This window comes from Belnapia sp. (genome assembly GCF_059504005.1).
Window position 1 is genome coordinate 1 of the sequence record NZ_JCACHU010000135.1, and the last position, 20,185, is coordinate 20,185.

The 20,185-nt window shown below is 71.3% G+C and carries 17 protein-coding genes; 7 read left to right on the forward strand and 10 right to left on the reverse strand.

Translation table 11 applies throughout. The annotated features are described in order from the left end of the window. Positions 1 to 48 precede the first annotated feature (48 nt). The 10 genes from AC5JJ1_RS18250 to AC5JJ1_RS18295 form a co-directional block, all read right to left on the reverse strand. On the reverse strand, positions 49 to 804 hold the full coding sequence (locus AC5JJ1_RS18250; RefSeq protein ID WP_495786534.1) for an SDR family NAD(P)-dependent oxidoreductase: 756 nt from the start codon (positions 802 to 804) through the stop codon (positions 49 to 51). Between the two features lie 108 nt (positions 805 to 912). Beyond that, on the reverse strand, positions 913 to 1,590 hold the full coding sequence (locus AC5JJ1_RS18255; RefSeq protein ID WP_495786535.1) for an amino acid ABC transporter permease: 678 nt from the start codon (positions 1,588 to 1,590) through the stop codon (positions 913 to 915). Beyond that, positions 1,590 to 2,261: an amino acid ABC transporter permease gene (locus AC5JJ1_RS18260; protein ID WP_495786536.1), complete on the reverse strand. Its 672-nt coding sequence runs from the start codon at positions 2,259 to 2,261 to the stop codon at positions 1,590 to 1,592. Before AC5JJ1_RS18260 ends, AC5JJ1_RS18255 begins: the two co-directional genes overlap by 1 nt. 7 nt (positions 2,262 to 2,268) lie before the next feature. Beyond that, complete coding sequence (locus AC5JJ1_RS18265) at positions 2,269 to 3,117, reverse strand: substrate-binding periplasmic protein (RefSeq protein ID WP_495786537.1); 849 nt, start codon at positions 3,115 to 3,117, stop codon at positions 2,269 to 2,271. A gap of 65 nt (positions 3,118 to 3,182) precedes the next feature. Continuing rightward, a complete protein-coding gene (gene hemC / locus AC5JJ1_RS18270; protein ID WP_495786538.1) occupies positions 3,183 to 4,184 on the reverse strand; it encodes a hydroxymethylbilane synthase in 1,002 nt (333 codons plus the stop codon). A gap of 16 nt (positions 4,185 to 4,200) precedes the next feature. Further along, positions 4,201 to 5,391 (reverse strand): geranylgeranyl diphosphate reductase, encoded by a 1,191-nt coding sequence (locus AC5JJ1_RS18275; protein WP_495786539.1) that lies wholly within the window; start codon positions 5,389 to 5,391, stop codon positions 4,201 to 4,203. A 13-nt stretch (positions 5,392 to 5,404) separates the two neighbouring features. After that, the gene (locus AC5JJ1_RS18280) at positions 5,405 to 6,700 is read right to left on the reverse strand and encodes a BCD family MFS transporter (RefSeq protein ID WP_495786540.1); all 1,296 of its coding nucleotides are present in this window, start codon (positions 6,698 to 6,700) and stop codon (positions 5,405 to 5,407) included. Next, complete coding sequence (chlG, locus tag AC5JJ1_RS18285) at positions 6,697 to 7,584, reverse strand: chlorophyll synthase ChlG (protein WP_495786541.1); 888 nt, start codon at positions 7,582 to 7,584, stop codon at positions 6,697 to 6,699. The genes AC5JJ1_RS18280 and chlG overlap by 4 nt, the downstream gene beginning before the upstream one ends. 4 nt (positions 7,585 to 7,588) lie before the next feature. Next, positions 7,589 to 9,019: a transcriptional regulator PpsR gene (gene ppsR, locus AC5JJ1_RS18290; protein WP_495786542.1), complete on the reverse strand. Its 1,431-nt coding sequence runs from the start codon at positions 9,017 to 9,019 to the stop codon at positions 7,589 to 7,591. Positions 9,020 to 9,082: 63 nt separating this feature from the next. Further along, positions 9,083 to 9,769: a cobalamin B12-binding domain-containing protein gene (locus AC5JJ1_RS18295; protein ID WP_495786543.1), complete on the reverse strand. Its 687-nt coding sequence runs from the start codon at positions 9,767 to 9,769 to the stop codon at positions 9,083 to 9,085. A 441-nt stretch (positions 9,770 to 10,210) separates the two neighbouring features. Here AC5JJ1_RS18295 and bchF point away from each other — a divergent pair, with 441 nt between their 5' ends. From bchF to AC5JJ1_RS18330, 7 genes are read left to right on the forward strand one after another with little or no spacing between them, the layout of a single operon-like run. Further along, the gene (gene bchF, locus AC5JJ1_RS18300; RefSeq protein ID WP_495786544.1) at positions 10,211 to 10,774 is read left to right on the forward strand and encodes a 2-vinyl bacteriochlorophyllide hydratase; all 564 of its coding nucleotides are present in this window, start codon (positions 10,211 to 10,213) and stop codon (positions 10,772 to 10,774) included. Further along, the gene (locus AC5JJ1_RS18305) at positions 10,771 to 12,054 is read left to right on the forward strand and encodes a ferredoxin:protochlorophyllide reductase (ATP-dependent) subunit N (RefSeq protein WP_495786545.1); all 1,284 of its coding nucleotides are present in this window, start codon (positions 10,771 to 10,773) and stop codon (positions 12,052 to 12,054) included. Before bchF ends, AC5JJ1_RS18305 begins: the two co-directional genes overlap by 4 nt. 4 nt (positions 12,055 to 12,058) lie before the next feature. Further along, positions 12,059 to 13,579, forward strand: coding sequence for a ferredoxin:protochlorophyllide reductase (ATP-dependent) subunit B (gene bchB / locus AC5JJ1_RS18310; protein ID WP_495786546.1), 1,521 nt, complete (start codon positions 12,059 to 12,061; stop codon positions 13,577 to 13,579). A 4-nt stretch (positions 13,580 to 13,583) separates the two neighbouring features. After that, positions 13,584 to 17,156 (forward strand): magnesium chelatase subunit H, encoded by a 3,573-nt coding sequence (locus AC5JJ1_RS18315; RefSeq protein ID WP_495786547.1) that lies wholly within the window; start codon positions 13,584 to 13,586, stop codon positions 17,154 to 17,156. Further along, positions 17,153 to 18,067 carry a ferredoxin:protochlorophyllide reductase (ATP-dependent) iron-sulfur ATP-binding protein gene (gene bchL, locus AC5JJ1_RS18320; protein WP_495786548.1) on the forward strand — a complete coding sequence of 305 codons (915 nt, stop codon included), beginning with the start codon at positions 17,153 to 17,155 and terminating at the stop codon, positions 18,065 to 18,067. The genes AC5JJ1_RS18315 and bchL overlap by 4 nt, the downstream gene beginning before the upstream one ends. Then, on the forward strand, positions 18,067 to 18,762 hold the full coding sequence (bchM, locus tag AC5JJ1_RS18325) for a magnesium protoporphyrin IX methyltransferase (protein ID WP_495786549.1): 696 nt from the start codon (positions 18,067 to 18,069) through the stop codon (positions 18,760 to 18,762). The genes bchL and bchM overlap by 1 nt, the downstream gene beginning before the upstream one ends. Continuing rightward, positions 18,759 to 20,171: a BCD family MFS transporter gene (locus AC5JJ1_RS18330; RefSeq protein ID WP_495786550.1), complete on the forward strand. Its 1,413-nt coding sequence runs from the start codon at positions 18,759 to 18,761 to the stop codon at positions 20,169 to 20,171. The genes bchM and AC5JJ1_RS18330 overlap by 4 nt, the downstream gene beginning before the upstream one ends. The last annotated feature ends 14 nt before the right edge of the window (positions 20,172 to 20,185 follow it).

A 20,185-nucleotide genomic window follows, 5' to 3' on the forward strand; every position in this document is an offset into this window, starting at 1 on the left:
TCTCCCAGCTACAGCCCGCGCGGCCTAACGGGGTTATTCAGAGCCGACTCAGTAGGCCATCCAGCCGCCATCGACCATCAGGTTCTCCCCGGTGACGTACATCGCGTCATCGGAGGCGAGGAAGAGCGCCGCCCCCGCCACGTCCTCCGGCTTGCCGAGCCGCGGCCAGGGCGTGCGGGCGTGGGAATAGGCGATCATCGCCGGATCGGTGGCCCGCCCTGCCTTCCCCGTCAGGATCTTCCCCGGCGCCACCGCATTGCAGACGATGCCCTGCGCCGCGTAGTCCACCGCGACCTGCCGCGTCAGATAGGCGACTCCCGCCTTCGAGGTGCCATAGGCGATGTCGCCCGGCGAGGCCACCATCCCATGCTGGGAGGAGATGTTGACGATCCGCCCGCGCACCTCGCCGCGCGGCGCCTGCGCCAGCATCGCCCGCACCGCCGCCCGGCTCATCAGGAAGCAGCCGGTGAGGTTCACCGCCAGCACCCGGTCCCACTCCTCCCGCGTGCAGTCGAGCAGCGGCTTGCCCAGGCTGATCGCCGCATCGTTCACCAGCACGTCGAGCCGCCCATGCTGCGCCACGACATGCGCGACCGCCGCCTCGCACTCCGCCTCCACCGACACATCCGTCCGTACATGCTCGATGCCGAGCCACTCATGCGTCGGCTGCCCGCCCTCCCGCACGGTGGTGGTGATGTCGGCGATGACAACCACAGCGCCCTCCGCGACGAAGCGCGCCGCGATGGCCCGCCCGATCCCCGAAGCCCCGCCGGTGACGAGCGCCACCCGATCCTTCAGCCTCATCGCCCGCCTCCGCTGAAGCGTGATCGCCACGGGCCGGAACGGCCCGAGGCGTGAGTCACGCGACCAAGCAACAGGCCAAGCCGTGACCTGTGGCCTTATGGCCGGGGGTCACGGCCTGGCCGCCAGCATCCGCCGCTCCAGCCGCGCCACCACATGGGCGAAGGGCCAGAGCAGCAGGAAGTAGAGCACCGCCGCCGCCATCAGCGGCGTCGGGTTGTAGGTCTGCTCCTGCGCGACGCGCGCGCTCCGCAGCAGTTCCGGCAGCGCGACCATGGCGGCGATGGAGGTCGCCTTCACCAGCTCCAGGCTGTTCGAGGCGAGCGGCGCGATCACCGCCCGCAAGGCCTGCGGCAGCACGACCAGCAGCATGGCCTTCAGGGGCGTGAGGCCGAGCGCCGCCGCTGCCTCCCGCTGCCCATGCGGGATGCTGGCCAGCCCCGCCCGGAAGATCTCGCCGTAATAGCCGGAATTGTTCAGCACCAGCGCCAGCACCACCGCAGCGAAGGCCGGCAGCGTGAGCCCGAGGAAGGGCAGGCCGTAATAGATCAGCACCAGCAGCACCAGCACCGGGAAGGCACGGAACAGGTCGATCCAGCAGAGCAGCCCGATCCGCACCGCGCGGCCCCCGAGCGCGCAGCCGAGCCCCACCAGCAGCCCCGCCGCCAGGCCGAGCGGCAGGGTGACCAAGGCGAGTTTTGCCGTCAGCCAGAGCCCCTGCGCCAGCAACGGCCAGACCTTCACCAGGCTCTCCCAATCCGCGAAATTGTCGATCAGGTCCTGCAGCATCAGCGCGGCACCACCCGCCGCGCCTCCAGCCACCGGCTGGCAACGACCAGCGGCAGGAACAACACCAAGTAGAGCGCCGCGGCGAGCGTCAGCGGCGAGGGGTTGGCCGCGATCGCCATCGCGCTCTGCGCCCGCCCCAATACCTCGGGGAGCGAGACGGCGCTGCCGAGCGCCGTCCCCTTGGTGATGGCGATCGCCCTGTTCGTCAGCAGCGGGATCGCCAGCCTGACCGCCTGCGGCAGGATGACGAGGAAGAAGGCGCCGCGGAAGCGGAAGCCCATCGCATAGGCCGCATCCCACTGCCCGCGCGGCAGCGCCTGGATCGCGCTCCGGAAGATCTCCGCGGCGAAGGCCGAGAGCACCGCCCCCAGCGCCCCGACCGTTGCCCAGAAGGGCGACAGCGTCACCCCCGCATAGGGCAGGCCGAAATAGAGCACGACGATGACGGCGAGCTGCGGCAGCGTCCGGAACAGCTCGACCCAGACGGCGACCGCCTGCCGCACCACCGGCACCCGCGCCGCCAGCGCCACCGCCATCAGCAGCCCGCACCCGATGCCGAGCACCACCGTGGCGACCGCCGCCGCCAGCGTCACCCAGAGCCCCGCCGCGATGTCGGGCCCATAGGTCCCGAGCACCTCGAGGTTGAGGTAGTACTCCGCCAGCCGCTCCATGCAGCGGCTAGCTGCAGCGCGGCGTGTGCGCCGTATCCTCGAAGCCCGGCAGGCCCGGCGGCCCGTAGCCCGGGAAGACCTGCGTCATGGAGGAGCCCGCATCCGGCGGCGCCCCGTACCACTTCTCATGCAGCCGGGCGAGGAAGCCGTCGCCCTTCATGCATTCCAGGATCTCCTCGACCCGGTTGCGGTATTCCCGGCTCTCCGGCCGGAAGGCGATGCCGAAATTCCGCCCTGTATAGTCCTTGAAGGCGACGGTGATCTGCCGGTTCTGGCTCGCCGCATACACCGTCGTCGGGATCTCGTTGATGGCGGCGAAGGCGCGCCGCGTCAGCACCGCCTGCACGCTGTCGGGGAAGGTGTCGTAGCGCTGCACCTCGAAGCCGTATTTCTCGGCATTCGCCGTCGCCCAGGTGTCGCTGATCGTGCCGCGGTTGACCGCGACCGCCCGGCCCTTCAACGCCTCGAGCCCCGCCATGCTGTCGCCGCGCCGGGTGATGAAGCCGTTGCCCGTGGCGAAGAAGGGCTCGGTATAGAGCATCCGCTGCGCCCGCTCCTCGGTGATGTTGAGCGGGTTGGCGGTGAACTCGAAGCGCCTGGCGAAGAGCGCCGCGAAGAGGCCCGAGAAATTCACGTCGACGATCTCGACCCCGGGCCGCCCCAGCCGCCGGGCGATCTCCGTCATCAGGTCGACGCCGAAGCCCTCCGGGCCGTTGGCACCCCGCACCATCCAGGGCGCCACGCCGAAATCCGAGCCGACGACCAGCGGCCGGCCCTGCGGGTGATCCGCCTCCTGCGCCGGGGCGGCGACGGCCAGGGCCAGGAGCGGGGCGGCCAGCATCAGGCGTCTCAGCACGCGGTCTCTCCATCCACCGGGACGCATGCAGCCTTCCGGTGCGGAGCCGATCCGTCAAGCGGTCCTCAGGCGAGGATGTCGGCCGGAGCCTCCCGCCGCAGCCGGTCGCCGAGCATCCGGCCCAGCCGCTCCGCCTCCATCGCCGGACCCTCCGCCGTATGCCGCAGCAGGTAGCTGCCGTCCGGCCGGGCGATGAGGCCGGTCAGATGCACGGTCCCGTCGTCCCGCAGCCGCGCATAGGCCCCGATCGGCGTCCGGCAGGAGCCGTCGAGCGCGCCGAGCAGCGCCCGCTCCGCCGTGGCGACGATCCGCGCCTCCCGGTCCTCGATGGCGGAGAGCAGCTCGTGCAGCTCCACGTCGCGCGCCCGCACCGTCACGCCGACGATGCCCTGGCCCGCCGCCGGCACCACCGCATCGGCATCGAGCACCACGCCCGCCTCGCGCTCGAGGCCCATCCGCTTCAAGCCGGCGAGTGCCAGGAAGGAGGCGGCGAAGTCGCCGTTCCGCACCCGCCCGAGCCGCGTCTGGACATTGCCGCGGATGATCTCGCAGCGCAGGTCCGGCCGCACCGCCAGGATCTGCGACTGCCGCCGGACGGAGGCCGTGCCGATCAGCGCCCCGTGGGGGATGCAGGCCAGCGGGTCCCGCCGGTCAGGCGCGCCGCAGACGGGTCCGAGGATGATCGCATCCCGCGGATCCTCCCGCTGCAGCAGGCAGGCCAGCACGATGCCCGGCGGCAGCTCCGTCTCCAGGTCCTTCAGGCTGTGGACGGCGAAGTCCACCTGCCCATCCAACAGCGCCTCATGGATTTCCTTGGCGAAGAGTCCCTTGCCGCCGATATCGGCGAGGCGCTTGTCCTGCACCCGGTCGCCCTCGGTGCTGATGACATGCTCCTCGAAGGCCTTGGCATCGCGCAGCACCGGGCAGAAGCGGCTGATGATCGAGAGGAAATGCCGCGTCTGCCAAAGCGCGAGCGGGGAGCCGCGCGTGCCCACCTTCAGCGGCAGGGTCTGGCCGCGGGCATGGCGCGGCGCGGTCGGGGCGTCGAGGGAGTGCAGTCGGCTCATGTCAGGGCACTCCGTATCAGGCGCGGGCGAAGCCGAAGAGGTGGGCGAGGTCCTTGAAGAAGATGCGGACATGCGCCATCGGGTCGCGCCGCACCAGCTCCTTGTTCATGTAGGATTCCCAGGTCAGCCGCTGGACATCCTTGTCCTCGCAGATGGCGACGAACTTCTCCCGCCGCTTGTCCGAGGAGTACCAGAAATACTGCATGATCCCGAGGATCCAGAAGACGCGGCCATGCGCCTTCATGAAGCGCTTGCGCGCCAGGCCGAGCGCCCGCGCATCGCCGGTGGCGAGGCAGGCTTCCGCCGCCTCCGCCGCCAGCCGCCCGCCGAGCATGGCGTAGTAGATGCCCTCGCCCGAGGCCGGCGCCACCACGCCCGCCGCATCGCCGGCGAGCACCACGTCGCGCCCGTTGTCCCAGCGCCTGGCCGGCTTCATCGGAATCGGCGCGCCCTCGCGGCGGATGGTCGCCTGGCCTGCCAGCCCCGTCGCCTCGCGCAGCGCGCCGACCGAACCGCGCAGCGAGAAGCCCTTATGGGCCGAGCCGGTGCCGATGCTGGTCGTCTCCCCGTGCGGAAAGATCCAGGAGTAGAAATCCGGCGAGTGCTGCCCCTGGTAGAAGACGTCGCAGCGCTTGGCGTCGAATTTGCCGGTGCCGTCGGCCGGCGATGCGACGATCTCGTGATAGGCGAAGACGCAGGGCACCTTGGCGGCGACCGGGACCTCCTGCTTGGCGACCTTGCTCTTCGCCCCGTCGGCGCCGATCACCAGCCGCGTCCGCACCTGCGCCGTGCTGCCGTCCTTCGCGGTGTACTCGACCACGGCGGTGCCGTCGGCCCCATGGCTGATCCGCTCGAAGCTGCCCGTCGCGCGCTCCGCCCCGTGCTCCGCCGCGCGCTCGCGCAGGAACTCGTCGAAATGCTCGCGGTCCACCATGCCGACGAAGCCGCCATCGATCGGCATGTCCACCTCGCGGGCGGAGGGCGCGATCATCCGCGCCGCGTTCACCCGTGCGACGATGATGCGGTCCGGGATGTCGAAGTCGCGGACCAGCCGCGGCGGGATGGCGCCGCCGCAGGGCTTGATCCGCCCCGCCTTGTCGAGCAGCAGCACGCGCCGCCCTGCCCGCGCCAGGTCATCCGCCGCCGTCGCCCCGGACGGCCCGCCGCCGACCACGACGACATCGAAGTCTCCAGGCTCGTTGGCCATGGTTGGTCCTCCCTTATCCGTTGCGCGAGACGGCGAGGCCGCCCAGGCGAAGCCTTGGGGCCGCGGCGCGGCCGATGCGCGCCGCAAGCAGCCCCGAGGCGAGAAACAGTGCCCCTTCGGCGCAGAACACCGCGCCATAGGCCATGGGTGCCGAGGCGATGAGGCTGCGCGCCAGGTCGCTCGCCCCGGCCCCCGCCAGCCCGCCAAGCCCGAAGGCGATGGCCTGCGCCGCGCCCCACAGCCCCATGCGCATGCCCTCGCGCCCGCTGCGCCCCTGGCCGGCCAGCTGCATCATCGTGGCGATGGCCGCCGCGGCGAAGGCGCCGTTGGCGACGCCGAGCGCGATGTAGGAGGCGCCGAGCGGCCAGGCCGGCCCGACGAAGCCAGCCCCGGCCAGGGCGAAGAGCGCCGCGGCCGAGGCGCCGCAGCCGATCACCGTCCAGGCCTTCAGCGAGCCGAGCCGCCCGCCCGTCAGCGCCACCAGGATCATCCCGCCGAAGACCCCGCCATGCTGCAGCGAGGCAAGCTTCGTCGTCTCCCCGAGCGAGAGGCCGAAGACCACGCCGCCGAAGGGCTCGAGGATCAGGTCCTGCGCGCTGTAGGCCAGCATGGAGACGAAGACGAAGACGGTGAACTGCCGCGCCTGCCGCTCCTCCCAGATCTCCGCCAGCGCGGCGCGGAACCCGCCGCGCGGCGCCGTCGCCGGGGCGGTGCGCGCCGCGGCCGGCTCCATCCCCCAGACCGCCAGCAGCGTCACCAGCATGGCGAGGGCCGAGACCACGGCCGCCACCGCGAGCAGCCGTGCCGGAGAGAAGGGGTCGAGGAACCGCCCCGCCACCGCCGTCGTCACGATGAAGCCGAAGATCATCATCAGCCAGACGATGGTTGCCGCCGGCGCCCGCCGCGCCGGCGCCACCCGCGTCGCCAGCAGCGCCAGCAGCGAGGTGCCGGCCGCGCCGACGCCGAGCCCGATCATCACGAAGGACAGCGCCGCCAGGGCCAGCCCGGCCAGGCGCCACTCCGCCATCAGCCCCGTCGCCAGCGCCGCGCCGATGCCACCCAGCGCCAGCACGCCGACGCCGCCGAGGATCCATGGCGTCCGCCTGCCCCCGGCATCCGAGCCATAGCCCATCGCCGGCCGCATCAGCTGCACCGCGTAGTGCAGCGCGACGAGCAGGCCGGGGATGGTCGCCGGCAGGCCGAGCTCGACCACCATCACCCGGTTGATCGCCGAGGTCGTCAGCACGACGATCGCCCCGAGCGCCGTCTGCACCAGCCCGAGGCGCAGGATGCCAAGCCAGCCGATCACGGCAGCACCGGACGCAGAGCGAAGGCGGCGAAGAGCATCCCGAGCACGTAGAGCGTCGTGCCCGTCCCGTTGTACCAGGGCGCCTTGCCGCGCGGATCGGCCAGCAGCCGCTGCATCAGCCAGAGCTGCACCGCGAGCAGCAGGCCGATGGCCCCCGCCTGCCAGACGCTGCCCCAGGCCAGCAGCAGCGCCACGACGAGGACCTGCGGCACCGCCATCACCACGCAGGCCAGCTGCGCCGCCCGCTCCACGCCGAGCTTCACGGGGAGGGAGCCGACGCCCATGCGCGCATCGCCCTCGACCGACTTGAAGTCGTTCAGCGTCATGATCCCATGCGCGCCGATGCTGTAGAGCGCAGCGATGGCCAGCACGCGCGCATCCGGCGCCGCCGCCCCCAGCACCGCCGCCCCGGTGATCCAGGGCAGGCCCTCGTAGCAGGCGCCGCAGGCGGCGTTACCCCACCAGCCATTCGTCTTCAGCCGCAGCGGCGGCGCGCTGTAGGCCCAGGCCAGCGCCAGCCCCAGCACCGTCGCGGCGAAGCCCCAGGGCCCGAGCACCGTCGCCACGACGAGCGAGACGAGCGTCCAGCCTATGGCGATATAGAGCCCCCAGCGCCCCGGGATGCGCCCGGAGGGGATCGGCCGCCCCGGCTCGTTGATCGCATCCACATGCCGGTCGAACCAGTCGTTGATCGCCTGGCTCGTGCCGCAGACCAGCGGCCCGGTCAGCAGCAGCCCCGCCGCGATCACGTGCCACCGCCCCGCGCCGCCGACGCCCGAGGAGATCACGCCGCAGGAGAAGGCCCACATCGGCGCGAACCAGGTGATCGGCTTCAGCAGCTCGAGGCAGGCGGCGGGGTCGAGGCGGAGGGCGCGGTCGCTCATGCGGTCATCCCATCTCGCCATTCTCGGCCGGCAGGTCGCCGAGGCCGTAGCGCCGGAGCTTCACATAGAGGCTCTGCCGGCTGAGCCCGAGCATCTCGGCCGCCGAGGCGCGGTTGTCGCCCGTCAGCTCGAGCGCCGCCTCGATGCAGAGCCGCTCGATCACATCCGTCGCCTCGCGCACCAGGTCCTTCAGCGGCACCTGCCCGATCAGCTCGGTCAGCTGCTCGACGGAACGCGGTGCCCGCCCGGCCGCCCGCGCCGGCAGCGCCACGCGGGTGCCGATGTCGCGGATGGCGAAGCCGAAGCACGGCCCCGTGCCGTTCATCACCGAGACGGCGGAGATCTCCACATCCACCGTCGCGCCATACTCGCCGCGCATGGTCGTGGCGAAGAGCCGCACCGGCCCGCGCTGGCGGAGATTGGCGGTCAGCACCTCCATCTCGACGCCCGGCTGGCCGAGCCAGCGCTCCAGCGGCTGCCCCACCGCCTGGTCCTCGGCACCGAGCTGCGCCATCTCGACGAAGGCGGCATTGGCGGTGATGATGCGCCCATCCTGCTCGGTGACGACGAAGGCATCCGGCACGCTCTCGACCAGCCGCAGCATCTTCGACTTGGCGCGCGGCAGCAGCACCGCCCCCGCCTCGCCCTGCGGATAGGTCAGCCGCACCAGGACGAGGCTCGCATTCTCCTGGCGGAAGGGCGTGGCGGAGACCAGCACCTCCCGTCCATCCTCCTGCAGCGTCGCTTGCACGTCCTCCGCACGTCCGGTCGCGCGCATCCCCGCCAGCACGAGCTGGATGCGCTCCCGCCCCCGCTCGGCGAAGATGTCGAGGAAGACCCGCACCGCGCCGCGCTTGCCGCCGCGGCCGAGCAGCTGGTCCGCCGCGCGGTTCGCCTCCAGCACCGCGAGGGTCGACGCATCGAGGATCAGCACCGGCTCCGTCCAGAGCTGGAACAGCATGCGGTAGCGCGTCTCGGCGTGGCGCAGCCGCGCATAGTCGCGGTCGATCGACTGCTGCGCCTCCACCAGCCGCTGCTGCAGGACGGAGAGCGGCCTGAGGTCGCGCCCGAAGGCGACCACGCGCCCGCCCTCGCCGACGCGGACCGTCGAGAACAGGATCGGCACCGAGCCGTCGCGCTCGGTGCCCTGGTTGATGTGCCGCCAGCGCGGCAGGGCGCGCTCGGCGACATCCTTCAGCATGGCCTCCACCTTCGGCCGGCTGTCCTCCGCCACGGTGTCGACCCAGCGGCGCCCGAGCCAGCTTTCCTCGCCCTCCATGTCGCCGGCCAGGTCCTCGCTGTTGAAGGCCACGTCCCGGATCACGCCACGCTCATCGATGATGAGGGCAATATCGGCCGCTGCGGTGATCAGGATCGCTGCGGCTTCGGCATCGAGGTTGCCGAGCGATGTCTTCGGGGCCTTGAACGCCTTCACGGGCCTGAGAGTCCTTTGTCTAGAGGGGCCGCGTCCTCCCTGACATCCTGGCCGGACCTCGCCTCAGCCACGTTGGGCCAACATGCGGATGACCCGCGCCGCCTGGGCCGGCGCAGCCCTCGCATCGGCCGCCATCGCATCGGCGCCGACCAGCGGCGCCTGGCCCGGATTCAGGGTGAAGGCGGGGCCGCCCACCATCACCCCCATGTTGCGGTTGCGCGCGGCCTGACGCGTCTTGCGAATCGTCGTCGCCACCATGTCCATGCGCTCGGACGCGCCAGAGGTAAGCCCCAGCATGTCGACATGCTCCCGCCGCAGCAGGCCGGTAAGGTCGACGATGCTGCGGACCGGCACGACCAGCGCATGCCAGCCGGCGCGGCGGAAGAAATCCGCCACCATCTCGAGGCCGAAGATGTGCTGCTCGCCCGGCACCGGCGCCAGCAGGATGCTCGGCGCGCCCGGGCGCAGCGGCAAGGCATCCTGCATGAGCCGCGGCACCATCGCCTCGCGGATTCGCCTGAGGTGGAGCACGCCGAGCGTGACAGTGGCGAAGTCGCAGACGTCATCCTCCCACCACTGGCCGAGCAGGCGCGCCGCCGGCGCCAGCAGGTCGAGGCAGATGTCCTCCGCCGGCATCCCGCCGCGCTGCAGCGCATCGGCATAGGCGCTGGCGGAGATGCCGTCATGCCGGAGCAGCATGGCCGCGAGCGCATCCACCGGCCCGGTCCCGGCGAGGGCTAGGCCCGGCATCCGGGCGGCCTGGGCGAGGTGGAGCCTTGGGATGACGTCATCGGCCAGCGCATTTCCAAAACGGGGGGAGTCCCCGGGCCGCCCCAGGGCCGCGACGGCGGGCGAGGGCGCCGGGCCGGCTTCCGCCAGAGCCTGAGCCAGGTTCCGGCTGGAGCCGGAGGGTCGTCCCATGGCGGCCATTGCTTGTCTCCCGCCCGGATATATCGGCCCGGCTTCCGATCGCTGTCAATCTGTCTTTACGTCAATCGTGCTTGACACTCCGAAGGACGCAGCCCTAGCCTCCCCTGACTGAATGTCACGCAACGGGAGGCAACTGGTCCAAGGCGAATAGCAAAAGCGGCGCAGTATTTTTCCCTGAAATGCGTCACCGCCCGCGCCAATCGTCCTCGGCCGGTTCCTCAGCGGGCCTTCTGGGCAGAGGGTTGTCAAGCAATGTTTACAATGGGCGTCGTGACACGAATCATCGCTTCCATCGATGCCTGCCCTTGGGGCACCGCATCCGGCCGGCAGGCAGCCCGCACGCGCCGCCCAGCCCTCTACACCATGGAAGAGCGGCGGCGCCGCGACGCCACCGGCTGGACCCTGGTGCAGGGCATCCTCGCCCCCGTGCAGTTCCTCGTCTTCCTCGTCAGCCTCGGCCTGGTGCTGAACTACCTGGCGACCGGCGAGGGCTACGAGGCCGCGACCCTCTCCATCCTGGCGAAGACGGTCGTGCTCTACGCCATCATGGTCACCGGATCGATCTGGGAGAAGGTCGTCTTCGGCCGCTACCTGTTCGCCCGCGCCTTCTTCTGGGAGGACGTGTTCAGCATGCTCGTCCTCGCGCTGCACACGGCCTATCTCGTGGCGCTGGCCGCCGGGATCGGCAGTGCGCATGAGCTGATGCTGCTGGCCCTCGCCGCCTACGCCTCCTACGTCATCAACGCCGCGCAATTCCTCCTCAAGCTGCGGGCCGCCCGCCGCGACGAAGCGGCCTGGCCCGCCGCCATGGGCTATTCCAAGTGAGCGGCGCCGCGCTTGCCCGCACCCCTGCCTCGGGGGCCGGCTGCACCGAGGCACCGGTGCTGCGGGAGCGCGGCCAACGCGAGGTCTTCTGCGGCCTCACCGGCATCATCTGGCTGCACCGCAAGATTCAGGATGCCTTCTTCCTCATCGTCGGCTCCCGCACCTGCGCCCACCTCATGCAATCCGCCGCCGGCGTCATGATCTTCGCCGAGCCGCGCTTCGCCACCGCCATCATCGAGGAGCGCGACCTCGCCGGCATGGCCGACGCGAATGAGGAGCTCGACCGCGTGGTCGGCCAGCTTCTTGCCCGCCGCCCGGAGATCCGCCTCCTTTTCCTCGTCGGCTCCTGCCCGTCCGAAGTCATCAAGCTCGACCTCTCCCGCGCCGCCGCCCGCCTGAATACTCAGCATTCGCCCGGCGTCCGCGTGCTGAACTACTCCGGCAGCGGCATCGAGACGACCTTCACCCAGGGCGAGGATGCCTGCCTCGCCGCCCTCGTCCCCGAGATGCGCGCCGACCCGGCGCCCGGCCTCCTCGTCGTCGGCGCCTTGGCCGAGGTGGTCGAGGACCAGATGCGCCGGCATTTCGATGCGCTCGGTATCGGCCCCGTCTTCTTCCTGCCGCCGCGCCGCGCCGCCGACCTGCCCGGCATCGGCCCCGGCACGCGCTTCCTCCTCGCCCAGCCCTTCCTCGCCGAGACGGCGCGGCTGCTCGAGTCGCGCGGCGCCCACCGCCTCGCCGCGCCCTTTCCGCTCGGTGCCGAGGGCACCACCGCCTGGCTCCGCGCGGCGGCCGAGGCCTGGGGCGTCCCCGCCGGCCGCTTCCGCGAGGTCACGGCGATCGGCGAGCAGCGCGCCCGCACCGCCATCGCCCGCCACCGCGACCAACTCGCGGGGCGCAGAATTTTCTTCTTCCCCGACAGCCAGCTCGAGGTTCCGCTCGCCCGCTTCCTGTCGCGCGAGCTGGACATGCAACCGGTCGAGATCGGTACGCCCTACCTCCACCGCCAGCATCTGGCCGAGGAACTCGCCCTGCTCCCCGCCGATGCCGCGCTGAGCGAGGGCGGCGATGTCGACCGCCAGCTCGACCGCTGCCGCGCCGCCCGACCCGACTTGGTCGTCTGCGGCCTCGGCCTCGCCAATCCGCTGGAGGCGGAGGGCTTCACCACGAAATGGTCCATCGAGTTGGTTTTCACCCCGATCCAGGGCTACGACCAGGCCGGCGACCTCGCGGAGCTCTTCGCCCGGCCTCTCCACCGCCGCACGCGGCTGAAGGTGTAGCGCCATGCAGCTCGCGATCTGGACCTATGAGGGGCCCCCGCATATCGGCGCGATGCGCGTCGCCACCGGCATGCAGGGCCTGCACTACGTTCTGCACGCGCCGCAGGGCGACACCTATGCCGACCTGCTCTTCACCATGATCGAGCGGCGCGGCGCCCGCCCGCCCGTGACCTACACCACCTTCCAGGCGCGCGACCTCGGCGGCGACACCGCCGAGCTGTTCAAGTCCGCCGCCCGCGACGCCTTCCGCCGCCACCAGCCCCAGGCGATGATCGTCGGCGCCTCCTGCACCGCTGAGCTGATCCAGGACGACCCGGGCGGCCTCGCCCGCGCCCTCGACCTGCCGGTCCCCGTCATCGCGCTGGAGCTGCCGAGCTACCAGAAGAAGGAGAATTGGGGCGCCGCCGAGACCTTCTACCGCCTGGTCCGCGGCCTCTGCGCGCCGCCGGCACCGCGCCCCACGGGCCGCGCGCCGAGCTGCAACATCCTCGGCCCCACCGCCCTCGGCTTCCGCCACCGCGACGACGTCCGCGAGATCACTGGCTTGCTGACGCGCATGGGCATCGCGATCAACGTCACCGCCCCGCTCGGCGCGACGCCGGCCGATCTCACCCGCCTCGGCGAGGCCGATTTCAACGTGGTGCTCTACCCGGAGATCGCCGCCCCCGCCGCCGCATGGCTCACCCGCACCCATGGGCAGCCGGCGACCAAGACCATCCCCATCGGCCTCAACGCGACTCGCGAGTTCGTCGCCGAGGTCGCCGGCCTCGCCGGCCTCGATCCCGCGCCGATCCTCGCCGCGGAATCCGCCCGCTCCGCCTGGTATTCCCGCTCGGTCGACTCGAACTACCTGACCGGCAAGCGCGTCTTCGTCTTCGGCGACGCGACCCATGCGCTGGCCGCTGCCCGCGTGGCGACCGAGGAGCTCGGCTTCACCCTGGTCGGCCTCGGCAGCTACAGCCGCGAGCAGGCCCGCGAGCTGCGCGACGCCGCCAAGGCCCACGGCATCGAGGCGACCATCTCCGATGACTATCTCGCCGTCGAGGCCGCCATCCAGGCGGCGCAACCCGAGCTGATCCTCGGCACGCAGATGGAGCGCCACACGGCCAAGCGCCTTGGCGTCCCCTGCGCCGTCATCTCCGCACCCGTCCATGTCCAGGACTATCCAGCGCGCTACTCGCCGCAGATGGGCTTCGAGGGCGCCAACGTCCTCTTCGACACCTGGGTCCACCCGCTGATGATGGGCCTCGAGGAGCATCTGCTCGGCATGTTCCGCGAGGATTTCGAGTTCCAGGCGGACTCGGCCCCCTCGCATCTCGGCGCTGGCGCGGCCACCGCGCCAGCGGTGGCCACCGTCCCGGCAACCCTCGCCTGGGCGACCGAGGCCGAGCGGGAACTCGGCAAGATTCCCTTCTTCGTCCGCGGCAAGGCCCGTCGGAACACGGAGCGCTTCGCTACGGAACGCGGCATCGGCACAATCACCATCGAGACCCTCTACGATGCCAAAGCCCATTTCGCCCGTTAGCGCCGTGCCCGTCCGGGTGGTGGTCGTCACCATGGACAGCCACCTGTCCGGCGCGGTGATGCATGCGGTGACGGCGCTGCGGCGCGAGCTTCCCGGCTTGCAGCTTGTGGTCCACGCCGCCGACCAATGGGGCTCGGACGAGGTGGCGCTCGCCGCCTGCCACGCCGACATCGCCCGCGGCGACATCATCGTCGCCTCGATGCTCTTCCTCGAGGACCATATCCGCGCCGTCCTCCCCGCCTTGGCTGCGCGGCGCGAGAGCTGCGACGCCATGCTCGGCCTGCTCTCCGCCGGCGAGGTGATGCGCCTCACCCGCATCGGCCGCTTCCGCATGGATGCCGAGGCGACGGGCATGATGGGCATGCTCAAGCGCCTGCGCGGCAACCGCAAGCCCGGCGGGCAGAGCAGCGGTAAGGACCAGATGAAGATGCTGCGGCAGCTGCCGCGGCTGTTGCGCTTCGTCCCCGGCACGGCGCAGGACGTGCGCGCCTACTTCCTCGCCCTGCAATACTGGCTCGCCGGCTCGGAAGAGAACCTGGCGAACATGATCCGCCTGCTGGTCGGCCGCTACGCGACGGGGCCCCGCCAGCAGGCCCCGGGCCGCCTGCAACCCGCTGCGCCGCCCATCGAGTATCCCGAGGTCGGCCTCTACCACCCGCGCGCCGCCGCCCGCATCACCGAGCGCGCCGAGGACCTGCCGGCCGCCGGCAGCGCCGGCACCGTCGGCCTGCTGATCCTCCGCTCCTATGTGCTGGCCAACAACGCCGCCCACTACGATGGCGTCATCAACGCGCTCGAAGCCCGCGGCCTCCGCGTCATCCCCGCCTTTGCCAGCGGTCTCGACTCGCGTCCGGCGATCGAGCGCTACTTCCTGAAGGATGGCGTCGCCTGCATCGACGCGCTGGTCTCGCTCACCGGCTTCTCCCTGGTCGGCGGCCCCGCCTACAACGACGCCCGCGCCGCCGAGGCGATCCTGGCCCAGCTCGACATCCCCTACATCGCCTCCCATCCGCTGGAATTCCAGACGATGGAGCAGTGGCAGGCCGACACCCGCGGCCTGCTGCCGGTCGAGGCGACGATGATGGTCGCCCTGCCGGAGCTCGACGGCGGCATCTGGCCGATGACCTTCGGCGGCCGCTCCAGCGCCTCCGACGGCGAGACCTCGCACGAGATGGCCGCCCACCCCGAGCGCGCGGCCATGCTCGCCGCCCGCGTCGCCAAGCTCGTCGCGCTGCGGCGGGAGGAGCGGGCGGCGCGCAAGCTCGCCATCATCCTCTTCAACTTCCCACCGAACAGCGGGGCGACCGGCACCGCCGCCTATCTCGGCGTCTTCGCCTCGCTCCACCACACGCTGGTTGGCCTGCGCGAGGCCGGCTACACGCTCGACGTCCCGGCGACGGTCGACGAGCTGCGCAGCATGATCCTCGACGGCAACCGCGCCCGCCATGGCACGGATGCCAATGTCGCGCTGCGCGTCCCGACCGAGGACATCCTCCGCCGCGAGACCTACCTTCCGGAGATCGAGGCGCAATGGGGCCCGGCGCCGGGCCGGCTGCAGACCGATGGCAGCGGCATCCTGGTGCTCGGCCTCCAGCTCGGCAACGTCTTCATCGGCGTCCAGCCCGCCTTCGGCTATGAGGGCGACCCGATGCGCCTGCTCTTCGAGCACGGCTTCGCCCCGACCCATGCCTTCAGCACCTTCTACCGCTGGATTCGCAACGACTTCGCCGCCCATGCCGTGCTGCATTTCGGCACCCATGGCGCGCTGGAGTTCATGCCTGGCAAGCAGGCTGGCATGTCGGGCGAGTGCTGGCCCGACCGGCTGATCGGCGACCTGCCGAATTTCTATTTCTATGCCAGCAACAACCCCTCCGAAGGCACGATCGCCAAGCGCCGCGCCGGCGCCGCGCTGATCAGCTATCTGAGCCCGCCCGTCGCCCATGCCGGCCTCTACCGCGGCCTGCTCGACCTGAAGGCCTCGATCGACCGCTGGCGCGCACTCGAGCCGGGCAGCGACCCGGAGCAGCAGGCGAGCCTCGCCACGCTGATCCAGGCCCAGGCCGCCGCCGTCGACCTCGCCGCCGCCGAGCCCGCCTGGGACGACGCCGATGCGACGATCCTTGCCCTCGGCCGCGAGTTGCTGGCGCTGGAGGAGACGCTGATCCCCTACGGCCTCCACGTCATCGGCGAGCCGCCTAAGGCCGAGGACCGCGCCGCCATGCTCGACGCCGCCGGCGTCACCGAGCCCGAGCGCCGCGCCCATCTCGACGCCCTGCTGGCCGAAGACCACGAGATCCCCGCCCTCATCCACGCGCTGGATGCCGGCTACCTCCACCCCGCCCCGGGCGGCGACCTGCTCCGCACGACGGAGGTGCTGCCCACCGGCCGCAACCTGCACGGCTTCGACCCCTTCCGCATCCCGAGCGCCTTCGCCGTGCAGGATGGCGCCCGCCAGGCCGACCGCCTGCTGGCCCGCCATGCCGCCGATGGCAACCGGCTGCCCGAGACCGTCGCCATCGTCCTCTGGGGTACCGACAACCTGAAGACCGAGGGCGGCCCGATCGCCCAGGCGCTCTGGTTGATGGGCACCGCCCCGCGCTTCGACAGCTACGGCCGCCTCTGCGGCGCCCAGCTTCTGCCGCTGGAGACGCTCGGCCGCCCGCGCATCGACGTCGTCGTCACCCTCTCCGGCATCTTCCGCGACCTGCTGCCGCTGCAGACCCGCCTGCTCGCCGAGGCCGCCTTGCTCGCCGCCGAGGCGGAGGAAGCGCCCTCCCGCAACTTCATCCGCAAGCATGCCCTGGCCTTCCAGGCGGCGCATGGCGGGTCGATGGCCGAGGCCGCACTCCGCGTCTTCGGCAATGCCGACGGCGCCTATGGCGCCAATGTCAACCAGCTCGTCGGCAACGGTGCCTGGACCAACGAGGACGAACTCGCCGACGCCTATGAGCGCCGCAAGGGCTTCGCCTATGGCGTCAACGGCAAGCCCGTCCGCCACGCCGCCGTCCTGGCGCATGTCCTTTCCAGCGTCGAGGTCACCTACCAGAACCTCGATTCGGTCGAGCTCGGCGTCACCACCGTCGACCATTACTTCGACACGCTCGGCGGCATCAGCCGCGCGGTGAAGCGGGCGCGCGGCAGCAGCGCCTCCATCTATATCGGCGACCAGACCCGCGGCGACGGCGCCGTCCGCACCCTCTCCGAGCAGGTCGCGCTTGAGACCCGCACCCGTGCCCTCAACCCGAAATGGTACGAGGCCCTGCTCTCCCATGGCTATGAGGGCGTCCGCCAGATCGAGGCGCAGGTCACGAACACCCTCGGCTGGTCGGCGACGACCGGCGAGGTCGACCCTTGGGTCTATCAGAAGCTCACCGAAACCTTCGTGCTGGACGCCGCGATGCGCGAGCGCCTGGCCGCCCTCAACCCAACCGCCTCGGCGAAGATCGCCAACCGCCTGCTGGAAGCGCATGAGCGCCACTACTGGTCGCCCGATCAGTCCGTGCTCGACGCCCTGCGCCAGGCCGGGGAGGAGCTGGAGGACCGGCTCGAGGGCATCACCGTGGAGATGGCTGCATGAGAATCGAGACGCCGCACGCCGCCCTCCACCGCCGACCCATGCCCGCCCGCATGGACGGGGAGGGGAGCCTGCAGGTCCATCTGGACCCGAACATGACCATCGGCAGCGCCAAGGTCTTCTCGGTCTACGGCAAGGGCGGCATCGGCAAGAGCACGACCAGCTCCAACCTCTCCGTCGCTTTCTCGAAGCTCGGCAAGCGCGTCCTGCAGATCGGCTGCGACCCGAAGCACGACAGCACCTTCACCCTGACCAAGAGCCTGATCCCGACGGTGATCGACGTCCTCGAGACGGTCGATTTCCACTCCGAGGAGCTGCGCCCCGAGGATTTCGTCTTCGAGGGCTATAACGGCGTCATGTGCGTCGAGGCGGGCGGCCCCCCGGCCGGCACCGGCTGCGGCGGCTATGTCGTCGGCCAGACGGTGAAGCTGCTGAAGGAGCACCGCCTGCTGGAGGACACCGACGTGGTGATCTTCGACGTGCTCGGCGACGTGGTCTGCGGCGGCTTCGCCGCGCCGCTCCAGCATGCCGACCGCGGCATCATCGTCGCCGCCAACGACTTCGACAGCATCTTCGCCATGAACCGCATCGTCGCCGCCATCAAGGCGAAGTCGAAGAATTACGACGTCCGGCTCGGCGGCGTCATCGTCAACCGCAGCGCGGCGACCGACCAGATCGACAAGTTCAACGCCGCGACGGGGATGCAGACGCTGGCGCATTTTCCCGACCTCGACGTCATCCGCCGCTCGCGCCTGAAGAAGTCCACCCTCTTCGAAATGGACCCGACGCCGGAGCTGGTGGCGGTGCAGGAGGAATATCTCCGCCTCGCCGCCAACCTGTGGGCCGGGACCGCAGCGCTTACCGCCTCCCCCATGAAGGACCGCGACATATTCGACCTGCTGGGATTCGACTGATGCCGAGCAGCACCTACTCCGCCCGCCGCGGCGAGCTCGAGACCTATTTCGACCGCACCGCGGTCGAGGCCTGGAAGCGCCTCACCTCCACCGCCCCGGTCGGCCGCGTCCGCGCGACCGTCCGCGCCGGCCGCGACGCGATGCGCGCCACGTTGCTCTCCTGCCTGCCGGATGACCTTACCGGCCGCCGGGTGCTGGATGCCGGCTGCGGCACCGGGGCGCTCGCGGTCGAGGCCGCCCGGCGCGGTGCCCATGTCACCGCCATCGACCTCTCGCCGACCCTCGTCGCGCTCGCCGCCGAGCGCGCCAGCGGCGACTACGGCGCCGGCCATGTCGATTTCCGCACCGGCGACATGCAGGACCCGGCGCTCGGCGAGTTCGACCACGTCGTCGCCATGGACAGCCTGATCCACTACAAGGCGCCCGACGTCGTGGCGGTTCTCGCCGGCCTCGCCGCCCGCACGCGGCACTCGATTCTGCTCACCTTCGCGCCGCGCACCCCGCTGCTGGCGACGATGCACGCCATCGGCCAGTTCTTCCCGCGCGGCGACCGCTCTCCCGCCATCGAGCCCGTCGCCGAGCGCCGCCTCGCCCAGCTGGTCGCCGCCGGCCTCCCCGGCTGGCAGACCGGGCGCACGCGGCGCATCAACGCGGGCTTCTACATCTCCCAGGCCCTGGAGGTGAACCGCGCATGAGCCGCATGGCGCGCGCCTGGACCAAGCTGGGCCCCGAGTTCCTCCCCTTCGCCGATGCCGCGACCGCCGAGCTGCCGCTCGGCCGCCTGCTGCGCCTCTCGCTTTTCCAGGTCTCGGTCGGCATGTGCTCCGTGCTGCTGATCGGCACGCTGAATCGGGTGATGATCGTGGAGCTCGGCGTCTCTGCCTGGCTGGTGGCGACGATGGTCTCGCTGCCGCTGCTCTTCGCCCCGTTCCGCGCGCTGGTCGGCCATCGGTCCGACAATCACCGCTCCGCACTCGGCTGGCGCCGCGTGCCCTATATCTGGATGGGCACGCTGCTGCAGTTCGGCGGGCTGGCGATCATGCCCTTCGCGCTGATCCTGCTCTCGGGCGACAGCCACGCCCCGCCCATCGTCGCCCATATCGGCGCCGCCATGGCCTTCCTGCTGGTCGGCGCCGGCCTTCACACCACACAGACCGTGGGCCTCGCCCTTGCCACCGACCTCGCTCCGCCCGAATCCCAACCCCGCGTCGTCGCCTTGCTCTCGCTGATGCTGCTCCTCGGCATGCTGGTCAGCGCCGTCGGCTTCGGCGCCTTGCTCCAGCATTTCAGCCAGCTCCGCCTGATCCAGGTGATCCAGGGCGCCGCGCTGGCGACCATGGTGCTGAACTGCATCGCCCTCTGGAAGCAGGAGCCGCGCGACCCGGGCCGTACCCGCGTCAGCCGCCCGCAGCCCGGCTTTCTGGAGTCCTGGCGCCGCCTCCGCGGCGAGGGCCGCTGGACGCGGCGCCTCGCCGCCATCGGCCTCGGCTCCGCCGCCTTCAGCATGCAGGACATCCTGCTTGAGCCCTATGGCGGCCAGATCCTCGGCCTCTCCGTCGCGGCGACGACGACGCTGACCGCGCTCTTCGCGGGCGGCGGCATCGCCGGCTTCGCCATGGCCGCCCGTGGCCTCGGCCGCGGCTTCGACCCGCACCGCCTCGCCGGCTTCGGCGCGCTGGCCGGCGCGACGGGCTTCGCCGCCGTCATCTTCGCGGCACCCCTCGACAGCCCGATCATCTTCGGCCTCGGCACGGTGGCGATCGGCCTCGGCAGCGGCCTCTTCACCGTCGGCACGCTGACCGCCTGCATGGACCTCGCCCGCAGCGGCCAGGCTGGCCTCGCGCTCGGGGCCTGGGGCGCGGTGCAGGCCAGCTGCGCGGGCGCCGCCGTCGCCATGGGCGGCGTGCTGCGCGACGTCGTTTCCGACCTCGCCCTGCGCGGCGCGTTCGGCCCCACCCTCACCGGCGCCGCCACCGGCTACGGCGCCGTCTACCTGTTCGAGATCATCCTGCTGTTCGCCACCATCGCCGTCATCGGGCCGCTCGTCAGCATCGTCCGGCCGCAGCCCGCAACCTCGCTCGGCCTCGCCGGGTCCCCGAGCTAACGCCCGAGCTAACG

Coding starts and splice junctions, on each gene's coding strand:
- AC5JJ1_RS18250 (WP_495786534.1), bottom strand. CDS start 804: ATGAGGCTGAAGGATCGGGTGGCGCTCGTCACCGGCGGGGCTTCGGGG.
- AC5JJ1_RS18255 (WP_495786535.1), bottom strand. CDS start 1,590: ATGCTGCAGGACCTGATCGACAATTTCGCGGATTGGGAGAGCCTGGTG.
- AC5JJ1_RS18260 (WP_495786536.1), bottom strand. CDS start 2,261: ATGGAGCGGCTGGCGGAGTACTACCTCAACCTCGAGGTGCTCGGGACC.
- hemC (WP_495786538.1), bottom strand. CDS start 4,184: ATGAGCCGACTGCACTCCCTCGACGCCCCGACCGCGCCGCGCCATGCC.
- AC5JJ1_RS18275 (WP_495786539.1), bottom strand. CDS start 5,391: ATGGCCAACGAGCCTGGAGACTTCGATGTCGTCGTGGTCGGCGGCGGG.
- chlG (WP_495786541.1), bottom strand. CDS start 7,584: ATGAGCGACCGCGCCCTCCGCCTCGACCCCGCCGCCTGCCTCGAGCTG.
- AC5JJ1_RS18295 (WP_495786543.1), bottom strand. CDS start 9,769: ATGCCGGGCCTAGCCCTCGCCGGGACCGGGCCGGTGGATGCGCTCGCG.
- bchF (WP_495786544.1), top strand. CDS start 10,211: ATGGGCGTCGTGACACGAATCATCGCTTCCATCGATGCCTGCCCTTGG.
- bchB (WP_495786546.1), top strand. CDS start 12,059: ATGCAGCTCGCGATCTGGACCTATGAGGGGCCCCCGCATATCGGCGCG.
- bchL (WP_495786548.1), top strand. CDS start 17,153: ATGAGAATCGAGACGCCGCACGCCGCCCTCCACCGCCGACCCATGCCC.
- bchM (WP_495786549.1), top strand. CDS start 18,067: ATGCCGAGCAGCACCTACTCCGCCCGCCGCGGCGAGCTCGAGACCTAT.
- AC5JJ1_RS18330 (WP_495786550.1), top strand. CDS start 18,759: ATGAGCCGCATGGCGCGCGCCTGGACCAAGCTGGGCCCCGAGTTCCTC.